Source organism: Blastococcus sp. SYSU DS0616, assembly GCF_054051015.1.
In genome coordinates, this window is sequence record NZ_JBJHAJ010000015.1 from 88,403 (window position 1) to 103,805 (window position 15,403).

Here is a 15,403-nt window from a genome sequence, read left to right on the forward strand (position 1 = left end):
TGCTCCGCAGGCTCCGGCCCCGCAGGCCCCGCAGGCCCCGCAGACCCCGGCGGCGTCGGCGCCGGCGCGCCCGGCCGCTCCCGGACCGCGCCCGGGTCCGCGTCCCGCGGCGCCCGCTCCGCAGCCTCCGGCCCAGGCCCCGGCGCCCCAGGCCCCGGCAGCCCAGGCTCCGGCGGCGCAGGCTCCGGCGGCCCAGGCTCCGGCGGCCCCGCCGCAGCAGCCGTCGGCCCCGCGTCCCGGAGCCCCCCGCCCGGCCCCGGCCGGCGGATCTGCGCCCGGTGGTCCGCGTCCCGGTCCCCGGCCGGCCCCGCGTCCGGGCAACAACCCCTTCAGCAGCGCCCCCCGCCCGGCCCCCGCGGCCGGCGGCCCGCGCCCCGGCCCCACAGCCGGCGGTCCCCGTCCTGCGCCCAGCGCCGGCGGTCCCCGTCCTGCGCCCGGTGCCGGCGGTCCCCGTCCTGCGCCCGGTGCCGGCGGTCCCCGTCCGGCCGGGCCCGGCGGGCCGCGTCCCGGCCCCGGTGCCGGTGGCCCGCGTCCCGCGGCCGGTCCGGGCGGTCCGCGCCCGAACCCGGGCATGATGCCGCAGCGCCCGTCGCCCGGCATGATGCCGCCGCGGCCGGCCGGCGGCGGCCGTCCCGGTGGTGGCCCCGGAGGTGCGGGTCGTGGCCGTCCGGGTGGTCCCGGTGGCGGCGGTGGCTTCCGTCCCGGCGGCGGTGGCGGTGCCCCGGGTGCCGGCGCGCCCGCCGGCGGTGGCTTCCGTGGCGGCGGTGGCCGTGGTCGCGGTCGCGGTGGCTCGGGTGCCGGTACGGCCGGTGCCTTCGGGCGTCCCGGTGGCCGGGGTCCGGTCCGCGGGCGCAAGAGCAAGAAGCAGCGGCGTCAGGAGTTCGACTCCATGGCGGCGCCCAGCATGGGCGGTGTCAGCCTGCCGCGCGGCAACGGGCAGACCGTCCGGCTGCCCCGCGGCGCCTCGCTGACCGATCTGGCCGAGCGCATCAACGCCCAGCCCGCCGCGCTGGTCACGGCGCTGTTCCACCTGGGCGAGATGGTTACCGCCACCCAGTCGGTGAACGAGGACACCCTGCAGCTGCTGGGTGCCGAGATCGGCTGGAACATCCAGGTCGTCAGCCCCGAGGACGAGGACCGCGAGCTGCTCGAGACCTTCGACCTCACCTTCGGTGACGAGGAGGGCGACGAGGAGGACTGGTCGCCCCGTCCGCCGGTGGTGACCGTCATGGGTCACGTCGACCACGGGAAGACCAAGCTGCTCGACGCCCTGCGCAACACCAACGTGGTGGCGCGCGAGGCCGGCGGCATCACCCAGCACATCGGCGCCTACCAGATCGTCACCGAGCTCGACGGCAACGAGCGGCCGGTCACCTTCATCGACACCCCGGGTCACGAGTCGTTCACCGCGATGCGTGCCCGTGGCGCGAAGGCCACCGACATCGTCGTCCTGGTGGTCGCGGCCGACGACGGCGTCATGCCGCAGACGGTCGAGGCGCTCAACCACGCGCAGGCCGCCGAGGTGCCGATCGTGGTCGCGGTGAACAAGGTGGACAAGGAGGGGGCCAACCCCGCCAAGATCCGCCAGCAGCTCACCGAGTACGGCCTGGTCGCCGAGGAGTACGGCGGCGAGACGATGTTCGTCGACGTCTCGGCGATCACCCGGCAGGGTCTCGACGACCTGCTCGCGGCGATCCTGCTGACCGCCGACGCCTCGCTGGACCTGCGCGCGAACACCGAGCAGGACCCGCAGGGTGTGGTCATCGAGGGCAAGCTGGACAAGGGCCGCGGCCCCGTCGCCACGGTGCTCGTCCAGCGCGGCACGCTGCGCCAGGGCGACTCGATCGTGGCCGGCGACGCCTACGGTCGCGTCCGGTCGCTGCTCGACGAGCACGGCAACAAGCTGAAGGAGGCCCTGCCGGCCCGCCCCGTGCAGGTCGTCGGGCTCACCTCGGTGCCCCGCGCCGGTGACACCTTCCTCGTCGTCGACGAGGACCGCGTCGCCCGGCAGATCGCCGACCGCCGCCAGGCCCGCATCCGCAATGCGCAGAACGCCTCGATGCGCAAGCGGATCAGCCTGGAGGACCTGGACGCGGCGCTCAAGGAGAACCGTCAGCTCAACCTGATCATCAAGGGCGACAACTCGGGCACCGTCGAGGCGCTCGAAGAGGCGCTGATGAAGATCGAGGTCGACGACGAGATCTCGCTGCGGGTCATCCACCGCGGCGTCGGTGGGATCACCAAGAGCGACATCGACCTGGCGCTGGCCGACGACGTCATCGTCCTGGGCTTCAACGTCCGGGCCGAGGGCCAGGCCACCGAGCTCGCCAACCGCGAAGGGGTGGACGTCCGGTACTACACGGTCATCTACCAGGCGATCGACGAGATCGAGGCCGCGCTCAAGGGCATGCTCAAGCCGGTCTACGAGGAGGTCCAGCTCGGTACGGCGGAGGTCCGCGAGGTCTTCCGGGTGCCGAGGATCGGCAACGTCGCCGGTTCGCTGGTCCGCAGCGGCACGATCGTCCGCAACTCGAAGGCGCGGCTCATCCGCGACGGTGCCGTGGTCGCCGACAACCTGACGGTGGAGTCCCTCCGCCGCTTCAAGGACGACGCGACCGAGGTCCGCGAGGGTTTCGAGTGCGGTATCGGCCTGGGGTCGTTCAACGACATCAAGGTCGACGACGTGATCGAGACCTTCGAGATGCGCGAGAAGCCGCGCGAGTAAGTCGAAGGACCCCCGTGCCCCCCACCACTCGCAGGCTCGTGGCGGGGCCCAGCACGAGGGCCGGCCCAGTTCGTCGCCAGCAGCAGGTCGTCGGGAGGTGATCCGGTGTTCACCGGGTCACTGACCGCCGACCTGCTGCTGGGCGACGTCCACTCGCTCAAGGGCAAGCGATCGGTCGTGCGACCGATCGTGGCCGAACTGCGCCGCCGCTTCGCCGTCGCCGCCGCCGAGGTGGGCGACCAGGACCTGCACCGTCGGGTGCAGGTCGCGGTCGCCACCGTGGCGGGGGAGGCAGCCCAGGTCACCGACGTCCTGGACGCCTGCGAACGGTTGCTGGCCGAGCGGCCGGAGGTGACGCTGCTGTCCACGCACCGGCAGCTGTTCAGCGACACCGACTAGAAGGACCCCCTCGCCCCCCACCGCTCGCAGGCTCGCGGCGGGGCCCTGCGAGGGGGCCGTTCCATCCACGCACCAGGAGGTCCCGATGGCCGATCCGGCCCGCGCCCGCAAGCTCGCGGTGCGCATCCGACAGATCGTCTCCGCCGCGATCGAGTCCCAGATCAAGGACCCCCGCCTGGGCATGGTGACCGTCACCGACGCCCGGGTGACCAGCGACCTCCGCGAGGCCACGGTCTTCTACACCGTGTACGGCGACGAGACCCAGGTCGCCGACTCGGCCAAGGCGCTGAGCAGTGCGACCGGTGTGCTGCGCTCCACCGTGGGACGGCAGACCGGGATCAAGTTCGTCCCCTCGCTGACCTTCGTCGCCGACATCGTGCCCGACACCGCGCGTGAGCTCGAGGAAGCGCTCGAGCGGGCGCGGCACGCCGATGCGGAGTTGGCCCGCGCCCGTGAGGGCGCCAGCTACGCCGGCGAGCCGGACCCCTACCGGAAGCCGGTGGAGGACGCGGACGACGACGAGGACGAGGACGACATGGTGGCGTCCGACCCCGTCGACGACGGATCCGAGGACGCCGCCGACACGAGGAGTGCGCAGTGACCGAGAACGACCCCGACCCGTACGAGCCCGACGAGGGCCACGGCACATCGGTGCTGGGCGGTGCACCCGTGCCGGACACCGGCGACCCGACCGACGGCGGAAAGCGCGGCCAGATCGGCGAGGCGCCCAGCATCGCGGCCGACGAGCCCGACGACGGCGGCCCCGGCTACCCGGTGGGCGGGGGCGACATCACCGAGCACCAGGGCGGCCGCATGGCCGACCCCGATCCGGGCGCGTGACCCCCGTCCCCGACGAGCGCCCCGCCGCGGATCTGGCGGACGCGACCCGGTCGGCGACCGCGGTACTGGCCGAGGCCGCGCGATCGCGTGCGACCGTCGTGCTGTCCGGCCACGTGCAGCCCGACGCCGATGCGCTGGGCAGTTGCCTCGCGCTCGCCGAGGCGTTGCGCCGGCGCGGCGCCCGGGTGCTCGCCACCTTCCCCGGTCCGTTCACGCTGCCCGCCTCGCTCGGGTGGATCCCCGGCGCCGAGGGGCTGGTGCCGTCCGCCGACGTGCCGTCCTCCCCGGACGTCTTCGTCGCCCTGGACGCGGCCTCCCCGGGACGGCTGGGAGAGCTGGCCCCGCTGCTGGACCGTGCCGGGACCTCCGTGGTCGTCGACCACCACGCGAGCAATCCGGGTTTCGGCCGGGTCCGCCTGGTGGACCCGGCCGCACCGGCGACGGTCACGCTGGTGGCCGACCTGCTCGACGGCCTCGGTGTCGCGCTGGACGACCGACTGGCGACCTGCCTGTACGCCGGCCTGGCCGCCGACACCGGCTCCTTCCGGTTCGGCAGCACCCGCCCCGAGACCCACGAGCTCGCCGCGCGCCTGCTCGCCACGGGGATCGACCACGCGGCGATCAGCCGCCGCCTCTTCGACACCGCGCCGTTCAGCTGGCTCGGGCTGCTCTCGGTCGTCGCGGGCCGGGCGGTCCTGGAACCGGGGGTCGGCGCCGGGCTGGTCTGGACCTGGTCGAGCACCGCGGAGGCCGGCGAGCACGGCCTGCCCGGCGAGCAGCTCGAGGCGCTGGTCGACGTCGTCCGCGCCACGGAGGAGGCCGACGTGGCCTGCGTGCTCAAGGGGCAGGACGACGGGTCCTGGTCGGTGTCGCTCCGCTCCCGCGGCCGGACCGACGTCGCCCGTGTGGCGATGGCGCTGGGCGGTGGCGGGCACCGGGCCGCCGCGGGGTACACCTCCTCCCTCGATCGCGAGATGACCATCGAGGCCCTGCGCCGCGAGCTGGACGCGGTGTCGGCCTCCGGCCTCCCCCCGCGACCAGGTGCCTAGAAGGACCGAGCCCCCCACGCCTCGCACGCCCGGCGCGGGCCCCCGCACCGAGGCCGATCGGGGCGCTGAGCGGGACCCGGCGGGGCTCCCGTCGCGCCCGGCGTCCGTCCTCTCCCTCGCCCTGCCGGCGTTGGTCGTCCTCGCTGCCGAGCCGCTGTACCTCCTCGTGGACACCGCCGTGGTCGGCAACCTCGGGACGGTCGCGCTGGGCGGCCTGGCCGTCGGGGGTGGCCTGCTGGCGTGGGCGGCCGCGCTCTTGAACTTCCTGGCCTACGGCACCACCGCGCGGGCCGCCCGCCGGGCCGGGGCCGGCGACCGGGCCGGCGCCGTCGAGGAGGGCGTGCAGGCGACGTGGTTGGCCGTCGGTCTGGGCCTGCTCGTGCTGGCCCTCTTCCAGGCGCTGGCCGGACCGCTGACCCGGGCGCTGGCCGGCGGCGCGGGCCCGGTCGCCGAGGCGGGGGAGCAGTGGCTGCGGGTCGCCTCGCTCGGTGCCCCGCTGCTGCTGGTCTCGCTGGCCGGCAACGGGTGGCTCCGCGGCGTGCAGGAGCTGCGCCGACCGGTGCGCTACGTCGTCGCGGGGAGCCTGCTCAGCCTCGTCCTGTGCCCGCTGCTGGTGCACCCAGCGGGGCTGGGCCTGGTCGGCTCCGCCGTGGCCAACGTGGTCGGGCAGGCGCTCACCGCGGCGCTGTTCGTGCGGGCGCTGCTGCGCGAGGGGGCGGCCTGGCGGGCGCGGCCCGCCGCGATCGTGCGCCAGCTGGTCATCGGCCGGGACCTGCTGCTGCGGGCGGCGGTGCTGCAGCTGTCGTTCCTCGTCGCCGCCGGCGTGGCCGCCCGGGCCGGGACCGCCGCCTTGGGCGCCCACCAGATCGCGCTCCAGCTCTTCTTCTTCCTCGCGCTGGTGCTCGACGCCTACGCGATCGCCGCGCAGACCCTGGTCGGGCAGGCGCTCGGCGGCGGGCGTCCCGACGACGCCCGGGCGACCGCGCGTCGGGTCGCCGTCTGGGGGCTGGTCACCGGCTGCCTCGTGGCCGCCGCGCTGGTCGCGCTGCGCGGGGTGCTGCCGCCGCTGTTCACCGACGACCCGGCGGTGCTCGCGCAGGCCGCCGTCGTCTGGTGGTTCCTCGCCGGCTTCCAGCCGCTGGCCGGCGTGGTGTTCGCCCTGGACGGCGTCCTGATGGGCGCCGGGGATGTCGGCTACCTGCGCACCGTCACGATCGCGGCCGCCCTCGTCGGCTTCCTGCCGCTGTCGCTGCTCGCCGCCCCGCTGGGCCTGGGGCTGGCCGGCATCTGGACCGGTCTCACGCTGTTCATCGGGCTGCGCCTGCTCGCCGTGCTGGTGCGGGTGGCGGGTGACCGCTGGCTGCGGGCACCTGAGACGGTTGCCGGGTGAGCCCGAGACGCCCCGACGCCGACGTACCGCCCGGTCTGCTGCTGGTGGACAAGCCCGGCGGCATGACCTCCCACGACGTCGTCGCGCGCGCCCGGCGCGCCCTGTCGGTGCGCAAGGTCGGCCACGCCGGGACCCTGGACCCCATGGCCACCGGCCTGCTGGTGCTGGGTGTCGGCACCGCGACCCGGCTGCTCGGGTACGTCGGCGGCCACGACAAGACCTACGAGGCCACGATCCGCCTGGGGCAGGCCACCGTCACCGACGACCGCGAGGGGGAGCTGCTGAGCTCCGCCTCGACCGCCCACGTGCCGGACGACGCCGTCCGCGCGGCCCTGGCGGCGCAGACCGGGCCGCTGCGGCAGGTGCCGTCGGCGGTGAGCGCGGTCAAGGTCGACGGCCGCCGGTCCTACGACCGGGTGCGCGCGGGGGAGGAGGTCGTCCTCGAGCCCCGCGCGGTCACGGTGCACCGCCTCGAGGTGCACCGGATCGCCCGGCCGGAGCCGGACCTGGTCGACGCCGACGTCACCGTCGAGTGCACCGCCGGCACCTACATCCGGGCCATCGCGCGCGACGCCGGGGCGGCGCTGGGCGTCGGCGGCCACCTGACCGCGCTGCGCCGCACCGCCTCCGGCCCGTTCACCGTCGCGCAGGCGGGCACGGTGGAGGAGTCCGCCGCCTCCCTGGTGGCCGGCGGCGGCCCCGGGTTCCTGGGGCTCACCGAGGCGGCCCGGCTGGTCTTCCCCGAGCGCGCGCTCGCCGCCGAGGAGGCGCGGGCGCTGGGGTACGGGCAGCGCATCCCGGCCACCGGGGCCGCCGGTTTGCACGCCGCCGTGGACCCCGACGGCCGCCTGGCGGCGCTGGTCGAGGACGCCGGCCGCACCGCCCGCGTCGTCGTCGGCTTCCCGCCGGCCTGAGCCGGTGGCAGCCTGGCGGCCGTGACCCTCGACGCCCGGCTGGCCGACCTCGACGCGCAGCTCCGCCCGCTGCCCGGGGTGGTCGTCGCGTTCTCCGGGGGCGTGGACTCGGGGGTGCTCCTCGCCGCCGCGGTGCGTGCGCTGGGCCCGGGGCGGGTGGTCGCGGCCACGGCCGTCTCGCCGAGCCTGCCCACGGCCGAGCTGGCCGGCGCCGGGGACTTCGCCTCGTCGCTCGGCGTCCGGCACGAGCGGCCGCGCACCGACGAGCTCTCCCGCGCCGGGTACCGCGCCAACGCCGGCGACCGGTGCGCCTTCTGCAAGTCCGAGCTGGTCGACGTCCTGATGCCGCTGGCGGCGCGGCTGGGCATCGGAGACGTCGTCACCGGTACCAACGCCGACGACGTCGTGGCCGGCTTCCGGCCGGGGATCCGGGCCGCCGCCGAACGCGGTGCGTGGGCGCCGCTGGCGCGGGCGGGCCTCACCAAGGACGACGTCCGCGCCGCCGCCCGGCGCTGGGGTCTGCCGCTGGCCGAGAAGCCCGCCGCCGCATGCCTGGCCAGCCGGATCGCCTACGGCGTGCCGGTGAGCGCCGAGGCCCTGGCCCGGGTCGAGCGCGCGGAGGTGGCGCTGCGCTCGGCCCTCGCGAGTGCGGGCCTGCCGGTGCGCGACCTGCGCGTGCGCGACCTGGGGGACGACGTCGCCCGGGTCGAGGTGGACGCCGCGCTGGTGGACGAGGTCGCCGCCCGGGTGGACCTGCCCACCGCCGTCCCCGGCTTCGGCCGGGTGGAGCTCGATCCCCGGGGCTTCCGGTCGGGCGCGATGAACGAGCTGCTGCCCGACCCCGTCCGCTACCGCTGAGCCGAGCGGACGATCCGGGCGGCGGCCACCCCGGCGCCGAACCCGTTGTCGATGTTCACGACGAGCACCCCGGGTGCGCAGGCGGTGAGCATGGTGAGCAGCGCGGCCAGCCCCTCGAACGCCGCGCCGTAGCCCACCGAGGTGGGGATGGCGACGACGAGGCGGTCGGTCAGGCCGGCGACCACGCTGGGCAGCGCGCCGTCCATCCCGGCGGCGACGACGACCGCGTCGGCCGCGGCCAGGTCCGGCGCGACCGCCAGCACCCGGTGCACGCCGGCCACCCCGACGTCGTCCACCCGCCGGCAGCCCACTCCGCACGCGCGCAGGGTGGCGGCCACCTCCGCGGCCACCGGGCCGTCGGAGGTGCCGGCCGTGAGGACCAGCACCTCCCCGACCGGGGGCGGCGGAGTCCCCACGAACGCGCACCGCGCCTCCTCGTCGACCACCGCGTCGGGCCAGCGCTCGCGGATCGCCTCGGCCGTGGCGTCGTCGACCCGGCTCGCCCAGGCGAACGCCGCCGGCGACCCCTCGAGCAGGCCGGCGAGGCAGGTGACCGTCTGCGTCGGGGTCTTGCCGGCCGCGTACACCACCTCGGGGGTGCCGGTGCGGGCCTCGCGGTCGAGGTCGAGGCGGGCGAAGCCCAGGTCCGTGGTGCGGGGTGCGCTCACCTGCGCCAGCGTGCCGCACGGGCGGGTGGCCGTGGGGTTGGCGGCCGCGCCGACCGGGAAGGGGACGACCATGAGCGTCGTCAAGATCAACGCGATCACCGTGCCGAAGGACAAGCAGGAGCGCTTCGAGGAGCGGTTCCGCGGGCGTGCCGGAGCCGTGGAGAGCACCCCGGGCTTCGAGTGGTTCGAGCTCCTGCGGCCGGTCGAGGGCACCGACCAGTACCTGGTCTACACGCGGTGGAGCAGCGTCGAGGCGTACGAGGCATGGCAGTCCAGCCAGGACTTCGACCGCGCCCACGACGGCGGCGGCGACACCCTCGCCTCGGCCGCCCCGCACTCGGCGCACGTGTGGACCTACGAGGTGCTGGAGTACGCCGGGCCGAAGGTCAACCAGGACCACCAGGCCTGACCGTCGCGGACCCGGACGCCGGCCGTCCCGGAACCGGGTCGGCCGGCCGGCCGCGCAGCAGGAGGATCCCGTAGGCCAGCAGGCCGGCGTGCGCCGCCACGTACCAGCCGGTGGGCGCCTCCTGCCCGAGCACCGACGTGACATCGGTGGCCGCGTGCACCAGCACCAGCGGCCACAGCCAGGTGAAACGGGCCTGGAAGGCGGCGAGGGCGAAACCGTGGACGCCGGACAGGACGACGTTCACCGCGACGTCGGCGAGGGCCCGGTCGCCGGTGACCAGGTGCGAGAGGTGCTGGGTGCCGAAGAGGGCAGCGGTGACCAGGACGGCGACCCCGACCGGGAGGTCGCGCCGCAGCCTGGAGAGCACCACGCCCCGGCTGATCAGCTCCTCGTTGACACCGACCAGCAGCAGGGTCAGCAGCCAGAGCGGAAGCCCCGGTGCCCGGACGGTGATGCCTCCGGGCAGCGCCCACAGCGCCGCCTCCGCCACCAGGGGGAGGAGGGACAGCAGCGCCAGACGGGAGGGCAGCAGGCGGAGCAGGCCGGTCGAGCGCCACAGCCGCATCCGGGTGACCAGCGCGACGGCGTACACGGTGCAGGCGACGTTCGCCGCCAGCCCCAGGTACCAGCTGGAGATCCCGGCCAGCGGCCCGAGCGCGAGGGTGGCCAGGATGACCACCAGGCGGGCCGCGTGCACGGCGATCCCGAACCCGACGGCGCGAAGCGCCCCGGACGCGGGGGTCCGCGCGGGATCCCCGCCCATCCACCGGAGCCTAGGGCGGCCGGGTGCCCCCCCGGGCGACGTCCGGGTGACCGGGCGCCGCCCCTGGGGTGGCCGCCGATCGTCGCGTGGTCGCGGGCGCCGGGGGTGCTTCGCCGTCGGCTCCCGCGCGGGCGCGGGCTAGGGTGAGCCCGCGGATCCGGCGCTCGCCGCTCCGTCCGAACACCCGCCCGTCAGGTAGGAGCCATGACCGAGACGCTCGCCGACAGCCGTACCTCGTCCCGGACGTTCGTCGAGGGCGTGCCGGTGGTCGTGGAGGACGTGCAGCGCCGCCCCACGGCCGAGCGCGAGGAGCTGCTGGCGGACCCCGGGTTCGGCCGCTACTTCACCGACCACATGTTCGTGGCCCGCTACCAGGCCGGCCGCGGGTGGTACGACGCCCGGCTCACCCGGTACGGCCCGCTGCCGATGGACCCGGGCACGGCCGCCCTGCACTACGCGCAGTCGATCTTCGAAGGGCTCAAGGCCTACGCCCAGCCCGACGGCAGCGTGGCCACCTTCCGGCCGGAGGCCAACGCCGCGCGCTTCGTCCGCAGCGCCGAGCGGCTGGCGATGCCGCCGGTGCCCGAGGAGGCGTTCCTCGCCGCCGTCGACGCGCTCGTGGACGCCGATCGCGAGTGGGTGCCGACCGGGCCCGACCAGACGCTGTACCTGCGTCCGTACCAGCTGGCCAGCGAGTCCTTCCTCGGTGTCCGCCCGGCGCACGAGTACCTCTTCCTGGTCATCGCCAGCCCGGCCGGCGCCTACTTCCCGCGCGGCGTGCACCCGGTCTCGGTCTTCGTCTCCGAGGACTACGTGAGGGCCGCGCCCGGCGGAACCGGCGACGTCAAGTGCGCCGGCAACTACGCCGCGAGCCTCCGCCCCCAGCAGCAGGCCGGCGAGCTGGGCTGCGACCAGGTCGTCTACCTCGACGCCGTGGAGCGGCGCTACATCGAGGAGCTGGGCGGGATGAACCTCTTCTTCGTCCTGGGCTCCGGCGAGGACGCCGAGCTGGTCACCCCCGAGCTCTCCGGCACGCTCCTGCCGGGCATCACCCGCGACTCGCTGATCACCGTCGCCCGGGAGCTCGGGCACCGGGTGACCGAGCGCAAGGTGACCCTCGACGAGTGGCGCAGCGGCGCGCTCGACGGCTCGATCACCGAGACCTTCGCCTGCGGGACGGCCGCGGTCATCACCCCCGTCGGCGAGGTCAAGGCGCGGACCGGTGACTTCACCGTGGGCGACGGCGAGCCCGGCCCGCTGACCATGCGGCTGCGGGAGACCCTCCTGGACATCCAGCACGGGCGGGTGGCCGACACCCACGGCTGGCTGCACCGGGTCTCCTGATCGCGGCTGGAGGCGGTCGCATGCTGCGCTGGCGGGGGCTGGAGGCCACCCCGGGGGACCTCGGGCGGACCGTGGTCACCGTCGGCATGTACGACGGCGTCCACCGCGGGCACCAGGAGCTGATCGGGGCCGCCGTCGCGCGCGCCCGGGCGATGCGCCGTCCGTGCCTGCTGCTGACCTTCGACCCGCACCCGGCCGAGGTCGTCCGACCGGGTTCGCACCCCGCGATCCTCACGTCGCTGGACCGGAAGGCGGAGCTGGTCGCGGAGCTCGGGGTGGACGCGATGTGCGTGCTGCCCTTCACCCCGGAGTTCATGAAGCTCCCGCCGGAGACGTTCACCCACACGGTGCTCGTCGAGCGGCTGCACGCGGCCCAGGTCGTCGTGGGGGAGAACTTCACCTACGGCCACCGCGCCGCCGGCACGGTGGCGTCGCTGACCGCGGAGGGACGGCGCTTCGGGTTCGCGGTCGAGGGGATGGCCCTGGCGCAGGACGCGTCGGAGGACGGTGAGGTGACCATCTCCTCTACCTACATCCGCGCCTGCGTCGCCGCCGGGGACATGGTGCCGGCGGCCCGCGCGCTGGGCCGGCCGCACCGGGTGGACGGCGTCGTGGTGCGTGGTGACCGCCGGGGGCGGGACCTCGGTTACCCGACGGCCAACGTGGAGACGCCCCCGTACACGGCGATCCCCGCCGACGGTGTCTACGCCGGCCACCTCGTGACCCGTGACCCGCGCAGCGGTGCCAGCCGCGACCGGTTCCCCGCGGCCATCTCGGTCGGGACCAACCCGACGTTCCAGGGCAGCCGCCGCACCGTCGAGGCCTACGTGCTCGACTACGACGGCGACCTCTACGGCGAGCACGTCGGCGTGGAGTTCGCCCACCGGCTCCGGCCGATGGCCGCCTTCCCCGACGTCGACGGACTGCTCGCCGCCATGGCGCAGGACGTGGCCGACACCCGGCGTCTGCTCGGGCTCCGCTGACGCGGGACCCGGTCCTCGCCCGGGCGGTGTGTAAGGTTGGCAGCAACGTCGGGTGACCGACGTGTGTGTTCACCTGCCCTCGTGAGTCGGACCGAGGGCCACACGTGACCCGCCCAGGAGGCGAACCATGGCGCTCGACAGCGCGACCAAGCAGCAGATCATGACCGACTACGCGACGGTCGAGAAGGACACCGGTTCGCCCGAGGTGCAGGTCGCGATGCTGACCCGCCGGATCAGCGACCTGACCGAGCACCTGAAGATGCACAAGCACGACCACCACAGCCGGCGGGGCCTGCTCCTGCTGGTCGGCCGCCGCCGTCGGCTGCTGAACTACCTGGCGAAGACCGACATCAACCGCTACCGGTCGCTGATCGAGCGGCTCGGCCTGCGCCGCTAGCACGTCGAGGGGACCGCTCCGGATCACCGGGTCGGTCCCCTCTCTCGTGCGGCACCCGCCGCACGGGCCAGGCGGGACCTCCGTCGGCCGCCCGCACAGGGCCGGTCCTCGGTAGTGGCCCCCGGGAGGAGTGGCCGGACCCCGGACGGGGAACGGCACGGCCCGAGGGCTTCGATCGAGCACCGGTCGCCCCGGGCGCAGACGGCGAACGCTCGCCGTAAGAGGAGTCGCGAACCGGTACGAGGCCGGCGCGACGAGACGAGAGAAGGACAGATGTCCGCACCCACCACCAGCGGCCCCATCGCCGCCGAGTTCGACCCCGAGGACGGGGTCACCACCGCCACCGCGGTGATCGACAACGGCGCATTCGGCAGCCGTTCGATCACCTTCGAGACCGGCCGGCTCGCGCGTCAGGCCGCCGGCTCCGTCGTCGTCACCATGGGCGACACCATGCTGCTGTCGGCCACCACGGCCGGGCGCCAGCCCAAGGAGCAGTTCGACTTCTTCCCGCTGACGGTCGACGTCGAGGAGCGGATGTACGCCGCCGGGCGCATCCCCGGCTCGTTCTTCCGCCGCGAGGGCCGGCCGTCGGAGGACGCGATCCTCACCTGCCGGCTGATCGACCGCCCGCTGCGCCCGACGTTCGCCAAGGGCCTGCGCAACGAGGTCCAGGTCGTCATCACCGTCCTGTCGCTGGACCCGGCGCACCTCTACGACGTGCTGGCGATCAACGGCGCCTCGGCGTCCACCCAGCTCTCCGGGCTGCCGTTCTCCGGCCCGGTCGGCGGCTGCCGCGTCGCGCTGATCAACGGCCAGTGGGTCGGCTTCCCGACGCACGCCGAGCTCGAGGACGCCGTCTTCGACATGGTCGTGGCCGGTCGGGTCCTCCCGGACGGCGACGTCGCGATCATGATGGTCGAGGCCGAGGCCACCGAGAAGACGGTCCAGCTGGTCGCCGGCGGCGCGCCCGCCCCGACCGAGGAGGTCGTGGCGCAGGGCCTCGAGGCGGCCAAGCCGTTCATCAAGGCGCTGTGCGACGCGCAGTCCGCGCTCGCCGACAAGGCCGCCAAGCCCGCCGCGGAGTTCCCGCGCTTCCTCGACTACCAGGACGACGTCTACGCCGCCGTCGAGGCGCAGGTCGGCGACAAGCTGGCCCAGGTCCAGCAGATCGCCGGCAAGCAGGAGCGCGAGGACGCGACCGACGCGCTCAAGGACGAGGTCAAGGCCGCGCTGGCCGGTCAGTTCGAGGGCCGGGAGAAGGAGATCTCCGGTGCCTTCCGCGCGCTGACCAAGAAGGTCGTCCGGCAGCGCATCCTGCGCGACAAGGTGCGCATCGACGGTCGTGGACTCACCGACATCCGGCCGCTGTCGGCCGAGGTCGAGGTCGTGCCCCGCGTGCACGGCTCCGCGCTGTTCGAGCGCGGCGAGACCCAGATCCTGGGGATCACCACGCTGAACATGCTGCGCATGGAGCAGCAGCTGGACACCCTCTCGCCGGTGGACCGCAAGCGCTACATGCACAACTACAACTTCCCGCCGTACTCCACGGGTGAGACCGGCCGCGTGGGTTCGCCCAAGCGCCGCGAGATCGGCCACGGCGCACTCGCCGAGCGCGCGCTGCTGCCGGTGCTGCCCGACCGCGAGGAGTTCCCCTACGCGATCCGTCAGGTGTCGGAGGCGCTGGGCTCCAACGGCTCCACCTCGATGGGCTCGGTCTGCGCCTCGACGCTGGCCCTGCTCAACGCCGGTGTGCCGCTGAAGGCTCCGGTCGCCGGCATCGCGATGGGCCTGGTCTCCGACGAGGTCGACGGGAAGACCGAGTACGTCGCGCTCACCGACATCCTCGGTGCGGAGGACGCCTTCGGTGACATGGACTTCAAGGTCGCCGGCACCCGCGACTTCGTGACCGCGCTGCAGCTGGACACCAAGCTCGACGGCATCCCCTCCGACGTCCTCGCCGGTGCGCTCACCCAGGCGCGTGCGGCCCGCCTGCACATCCTCGACGTGATGAACGAGGCCATCGACGCGCCGGACGAGATGAGCCCGTACGCGCCGCGGGTCACCACGGTGCGCATCCCGGTCGACAAGATCGGTGCGGTCATCGGCCCCAAGGGGCAGATGATCAACGCCATCCAGGACGAGACCGGCGCCGACATCACCATCGAGGACGACGGCACGATCTACGTCGGGGCCTCCGACGGTCCCTCGGCGCAGGCCGCGGTGGACCGGATCAACGCCATCGCCAACCCCCAGATGCCGAAGGTCGGCGAGCGCTTCCTCGGCACGGTCGTCAAGACCACGCCGTTCGGTGCCTTCGTCTCCCTGCTCCCGGGCAAGGACGGGCTGGTCCACATCAGCAAGCTCGGTGGCGGCAAGCGCATCGGCAAGGTCGAGGACGTCGCCAACGTCGGCGACAAGCTGCAGGTCGAGATCACCGACATCGACGCCCGCGGCAAGATCAGCCTCGCGCCGGTCGCCGCCGACGGTGCCGACACGCCCGCCGAGGCTCCGGCCGACGCCGCCCCTGCGGGTGAGTGACCACGACTGATCTGATCCGGGCCGGGGGGGGGGGGGGGGGGGGGGGGGGGGGGGGGGGGGGGGGGGGGGGGGGGGGGGGGGGGGGGGGGGGGGGGGGGGGGGGGGGGGGGGGGGGGGGGGGGGGGG

The 15,403-nt window shown here is 74.9% G+C and carries 15 protein-coding genes; 13 read left to right on the top strand and 2 right to left on the bottom strand.

What is annotated here, in order from left to right; all coding sequences use genetic code 11:
- Positions 1-889: 889 nt before the first annotated feature.
- From infB to larE, 8 genes are all read left to right on the top strand, one after another.
- Positions 890-2,725: a translation initiation factor IF-2 gene (infB, locus tag ACI79K_RS12990; protein WP_456588903.1), complete on the top strand. Its 1,836-nt coding sequence runs from the start codon at positions 890-892 to the stop codon at positions 2,723-2,725.
- A gap of 105 nt (positions 2,726-2,830) precedes the next feature.
- Positions 2,831-3,124, top strand: coding sequence for a DUF503 domain-containing protein (locus ACI79K_RS12995; RefSeq protein ID WP_456588759.1), 294 nt, complete (start codon positions 2,831-2,833; stop codon positions 3,122-3,124).
- An 85-nt stretch (positions 3,125-3,209) separates the two neighbouring features.
- Complete coding sequence (rbfA, locus tag ACI79K_RS13000; protein ID WP_456599901.1) at positions 3,210-3,725, top strand: 30S ribosome-binding factor RbfA; 516 nt, start codon at positions 3,210-3,212, stop codon at positions 3,723-3,725.
- On the top strand, positions 3,722-3,964 hold the full coding sequence (locus tag ACI79K_RS13005) for a hypothetical protein (RefSeq protein WP_456599902.1): 243 nt from the start codon (positions 3,722-3,724) through the stop codon (positions 3,962-3,964). Before rbfA ends, ACI79K_RS13005 begins: the two co-directional genes overlap by 4 nt.
- The gene (locus ACI79K_RS13010) at positions 3,961-5,013 is read left to right on the top strand and encodes a DHH family phosphoesterase (protein WP_456599903.1); all 1,053 of its coding nucleotides are present in this window, start codon (positions 3,961-3,963) and stop codon (positions 5,011-5,013) included. The genes ACI79K_RS13005 and ACI79K_RS13010 overlap by 4 nt, the downstream gene beginning before the upstream one ends.
- A gap of 130 nt (positions 5,014-5,143) precedes the next feature.
- The gene (locus tag ACI79K_RS13015) at positions 5,144-6,403 is read left to right on the top strand and encodes an MATE family efflux transporter (protein WP_456599904.1); all 1,260 of its coding nucleotides are present in this window, start codon (positions 5,144-5,146) and stop codon (positions 6,401-6,403) included.
- A complete protein-coding gene (truB, locus tag ACI79K_RS13020) occupies positions 6,400-7,317 on the top strand; it encodes a tRNA pseudouridine(55) synthase TruB (RefSeq protein WP_456596893.1) in 918 nt (305 codons plus the stop codon). The genes ACI79K_RS13015 and truB overlap by 4 nt, the downstream gene beginning before the upstream one ends.
- A 21-nt stretch (positions 7,318-7,338) precedes the next feature.
- Positions 7,339-8,175: an ATP-dependent sacrificial sulfur transferase LarE gene (larE, locus tag ACI79K_RS13025; protein WP_456599905.1), complete on the top strand. Its 837-nt coding sequence runs from the start codon at positions 7,339-7,341 to the stop codon at positions 8,173-8,175.
- Here the strand turns inward: larE and larB are convergent.
- On the bottom strand, positions 8,166-8,933 hold the full coding sequence (gene larB / locus ACI79K_RS13030; RefSeq protein WP_456599906.1) for a nickel pincer cofactor biosynthesis protein LarB: 768 nt from the start codon (positions 8,931-8,933) through the stop codon (positions 8,166-8,168). The genes larE and larB overlap by 10 nt on opposite strands.
- On the opposite strand from larB, the gene ACI79K_RS13035 reads away from it, so the two are divergent.
- Positions 8,914-9,252, top strand: coding sequence for an antibiotic biosynthesis monooxygenase family protein (locus ACI79K_RS13035; protein ID WP_456588751.1), 339 nt, complete (start codon positions 8,914-8,916; stop codon positions 9,250-9,252). The two genes, larB and ACI79K_RS13035, sit on opposite strands and share 20 nt — an antisense overlap.
- Here ACI79K_RS13035 and ACI79K_RS13040 read toward each other — a convergent pair.
- Entirely contained in the window at positions 9,230-10,015 is a 786-nt protein-coding gene (locus tag ACI79K_RS13040; protein WP_456599907.1) for a CPBP family intramembrane glutamic endopeptidase, read from the bottom strand. The two genes, ACI79K_RS13035 and ACI79K_RS13040, sit on opposite strands and share 23 nt — an antisense overlap.
- 204 nt (positions 10,016-10,219) lie before the next feature.
- Here ACI79K_RS13040 and ACI79K_RS13045 point away from each other — a divergent pair, with 204 nt between their 5' ends.
- The 4 genes from ACI79K_RS13045 to ACI79K_RS13060 all read left to right on the top strand — a co-directional run bounded on the left by ACI79K_RS13045 (position 10,220) and on the right by ACI79K_RS13060 (position 15,277).
- Positions 10,220-11,359 (top strand): branched-chain amino acid aminotransferase, encoded by a 1,140-nt coding sequence (locus ACI79K_RS13045; RefSeq protein ID WP_456588749.1) that lies wholly within the window; start codon positions 10,220-10,222, stop codon positions 11,357-11,359.
- A 20-nt stretch (positions 11,360-11,379) separates the two neighbouring features.
- The gene (locus ACI79K_RS13050) at positions 11,380-12,342 is read left to right on the top strand and encodes a bifunctional riboflavin kinase/FAD synthetase (protein WP_456588748.1); all 963 of its coding nucleotides are present in this window, start codon (positions 11,380-11,382) and stop codon (positions 12,340-12,342) included.
- 127 nt (positions 12,343-12,469) lie between these two features.
- Positions 12,470-12,739, top strand: a complete 270-nt coding sequence (gene rpsO / locus ACI79K_RS13055) for a 30S ribosomal protein S15 (protein ID WP_113812701.1) — start codon at positions 12,470-12,472, stop codon at positions 12,737-12,739.
- 273 nt (positions 12,740-13,012) lie between these two features.
- The gene (locus ACI79K_RS13060; RefSeq protein WP_456588747.1) at positions 13,013-15,277 is read left to right on the top strand and encodes a polyribonucleotide nucleotidyltransferase; all 2,265 of its coding nucleotides are present in this window, start codon (positions 13,013-13,015) and stop codon (positions 15,275-15,277) included.
- Positions 15,278-15,403 lie beyond the last annotated feature (126 nt).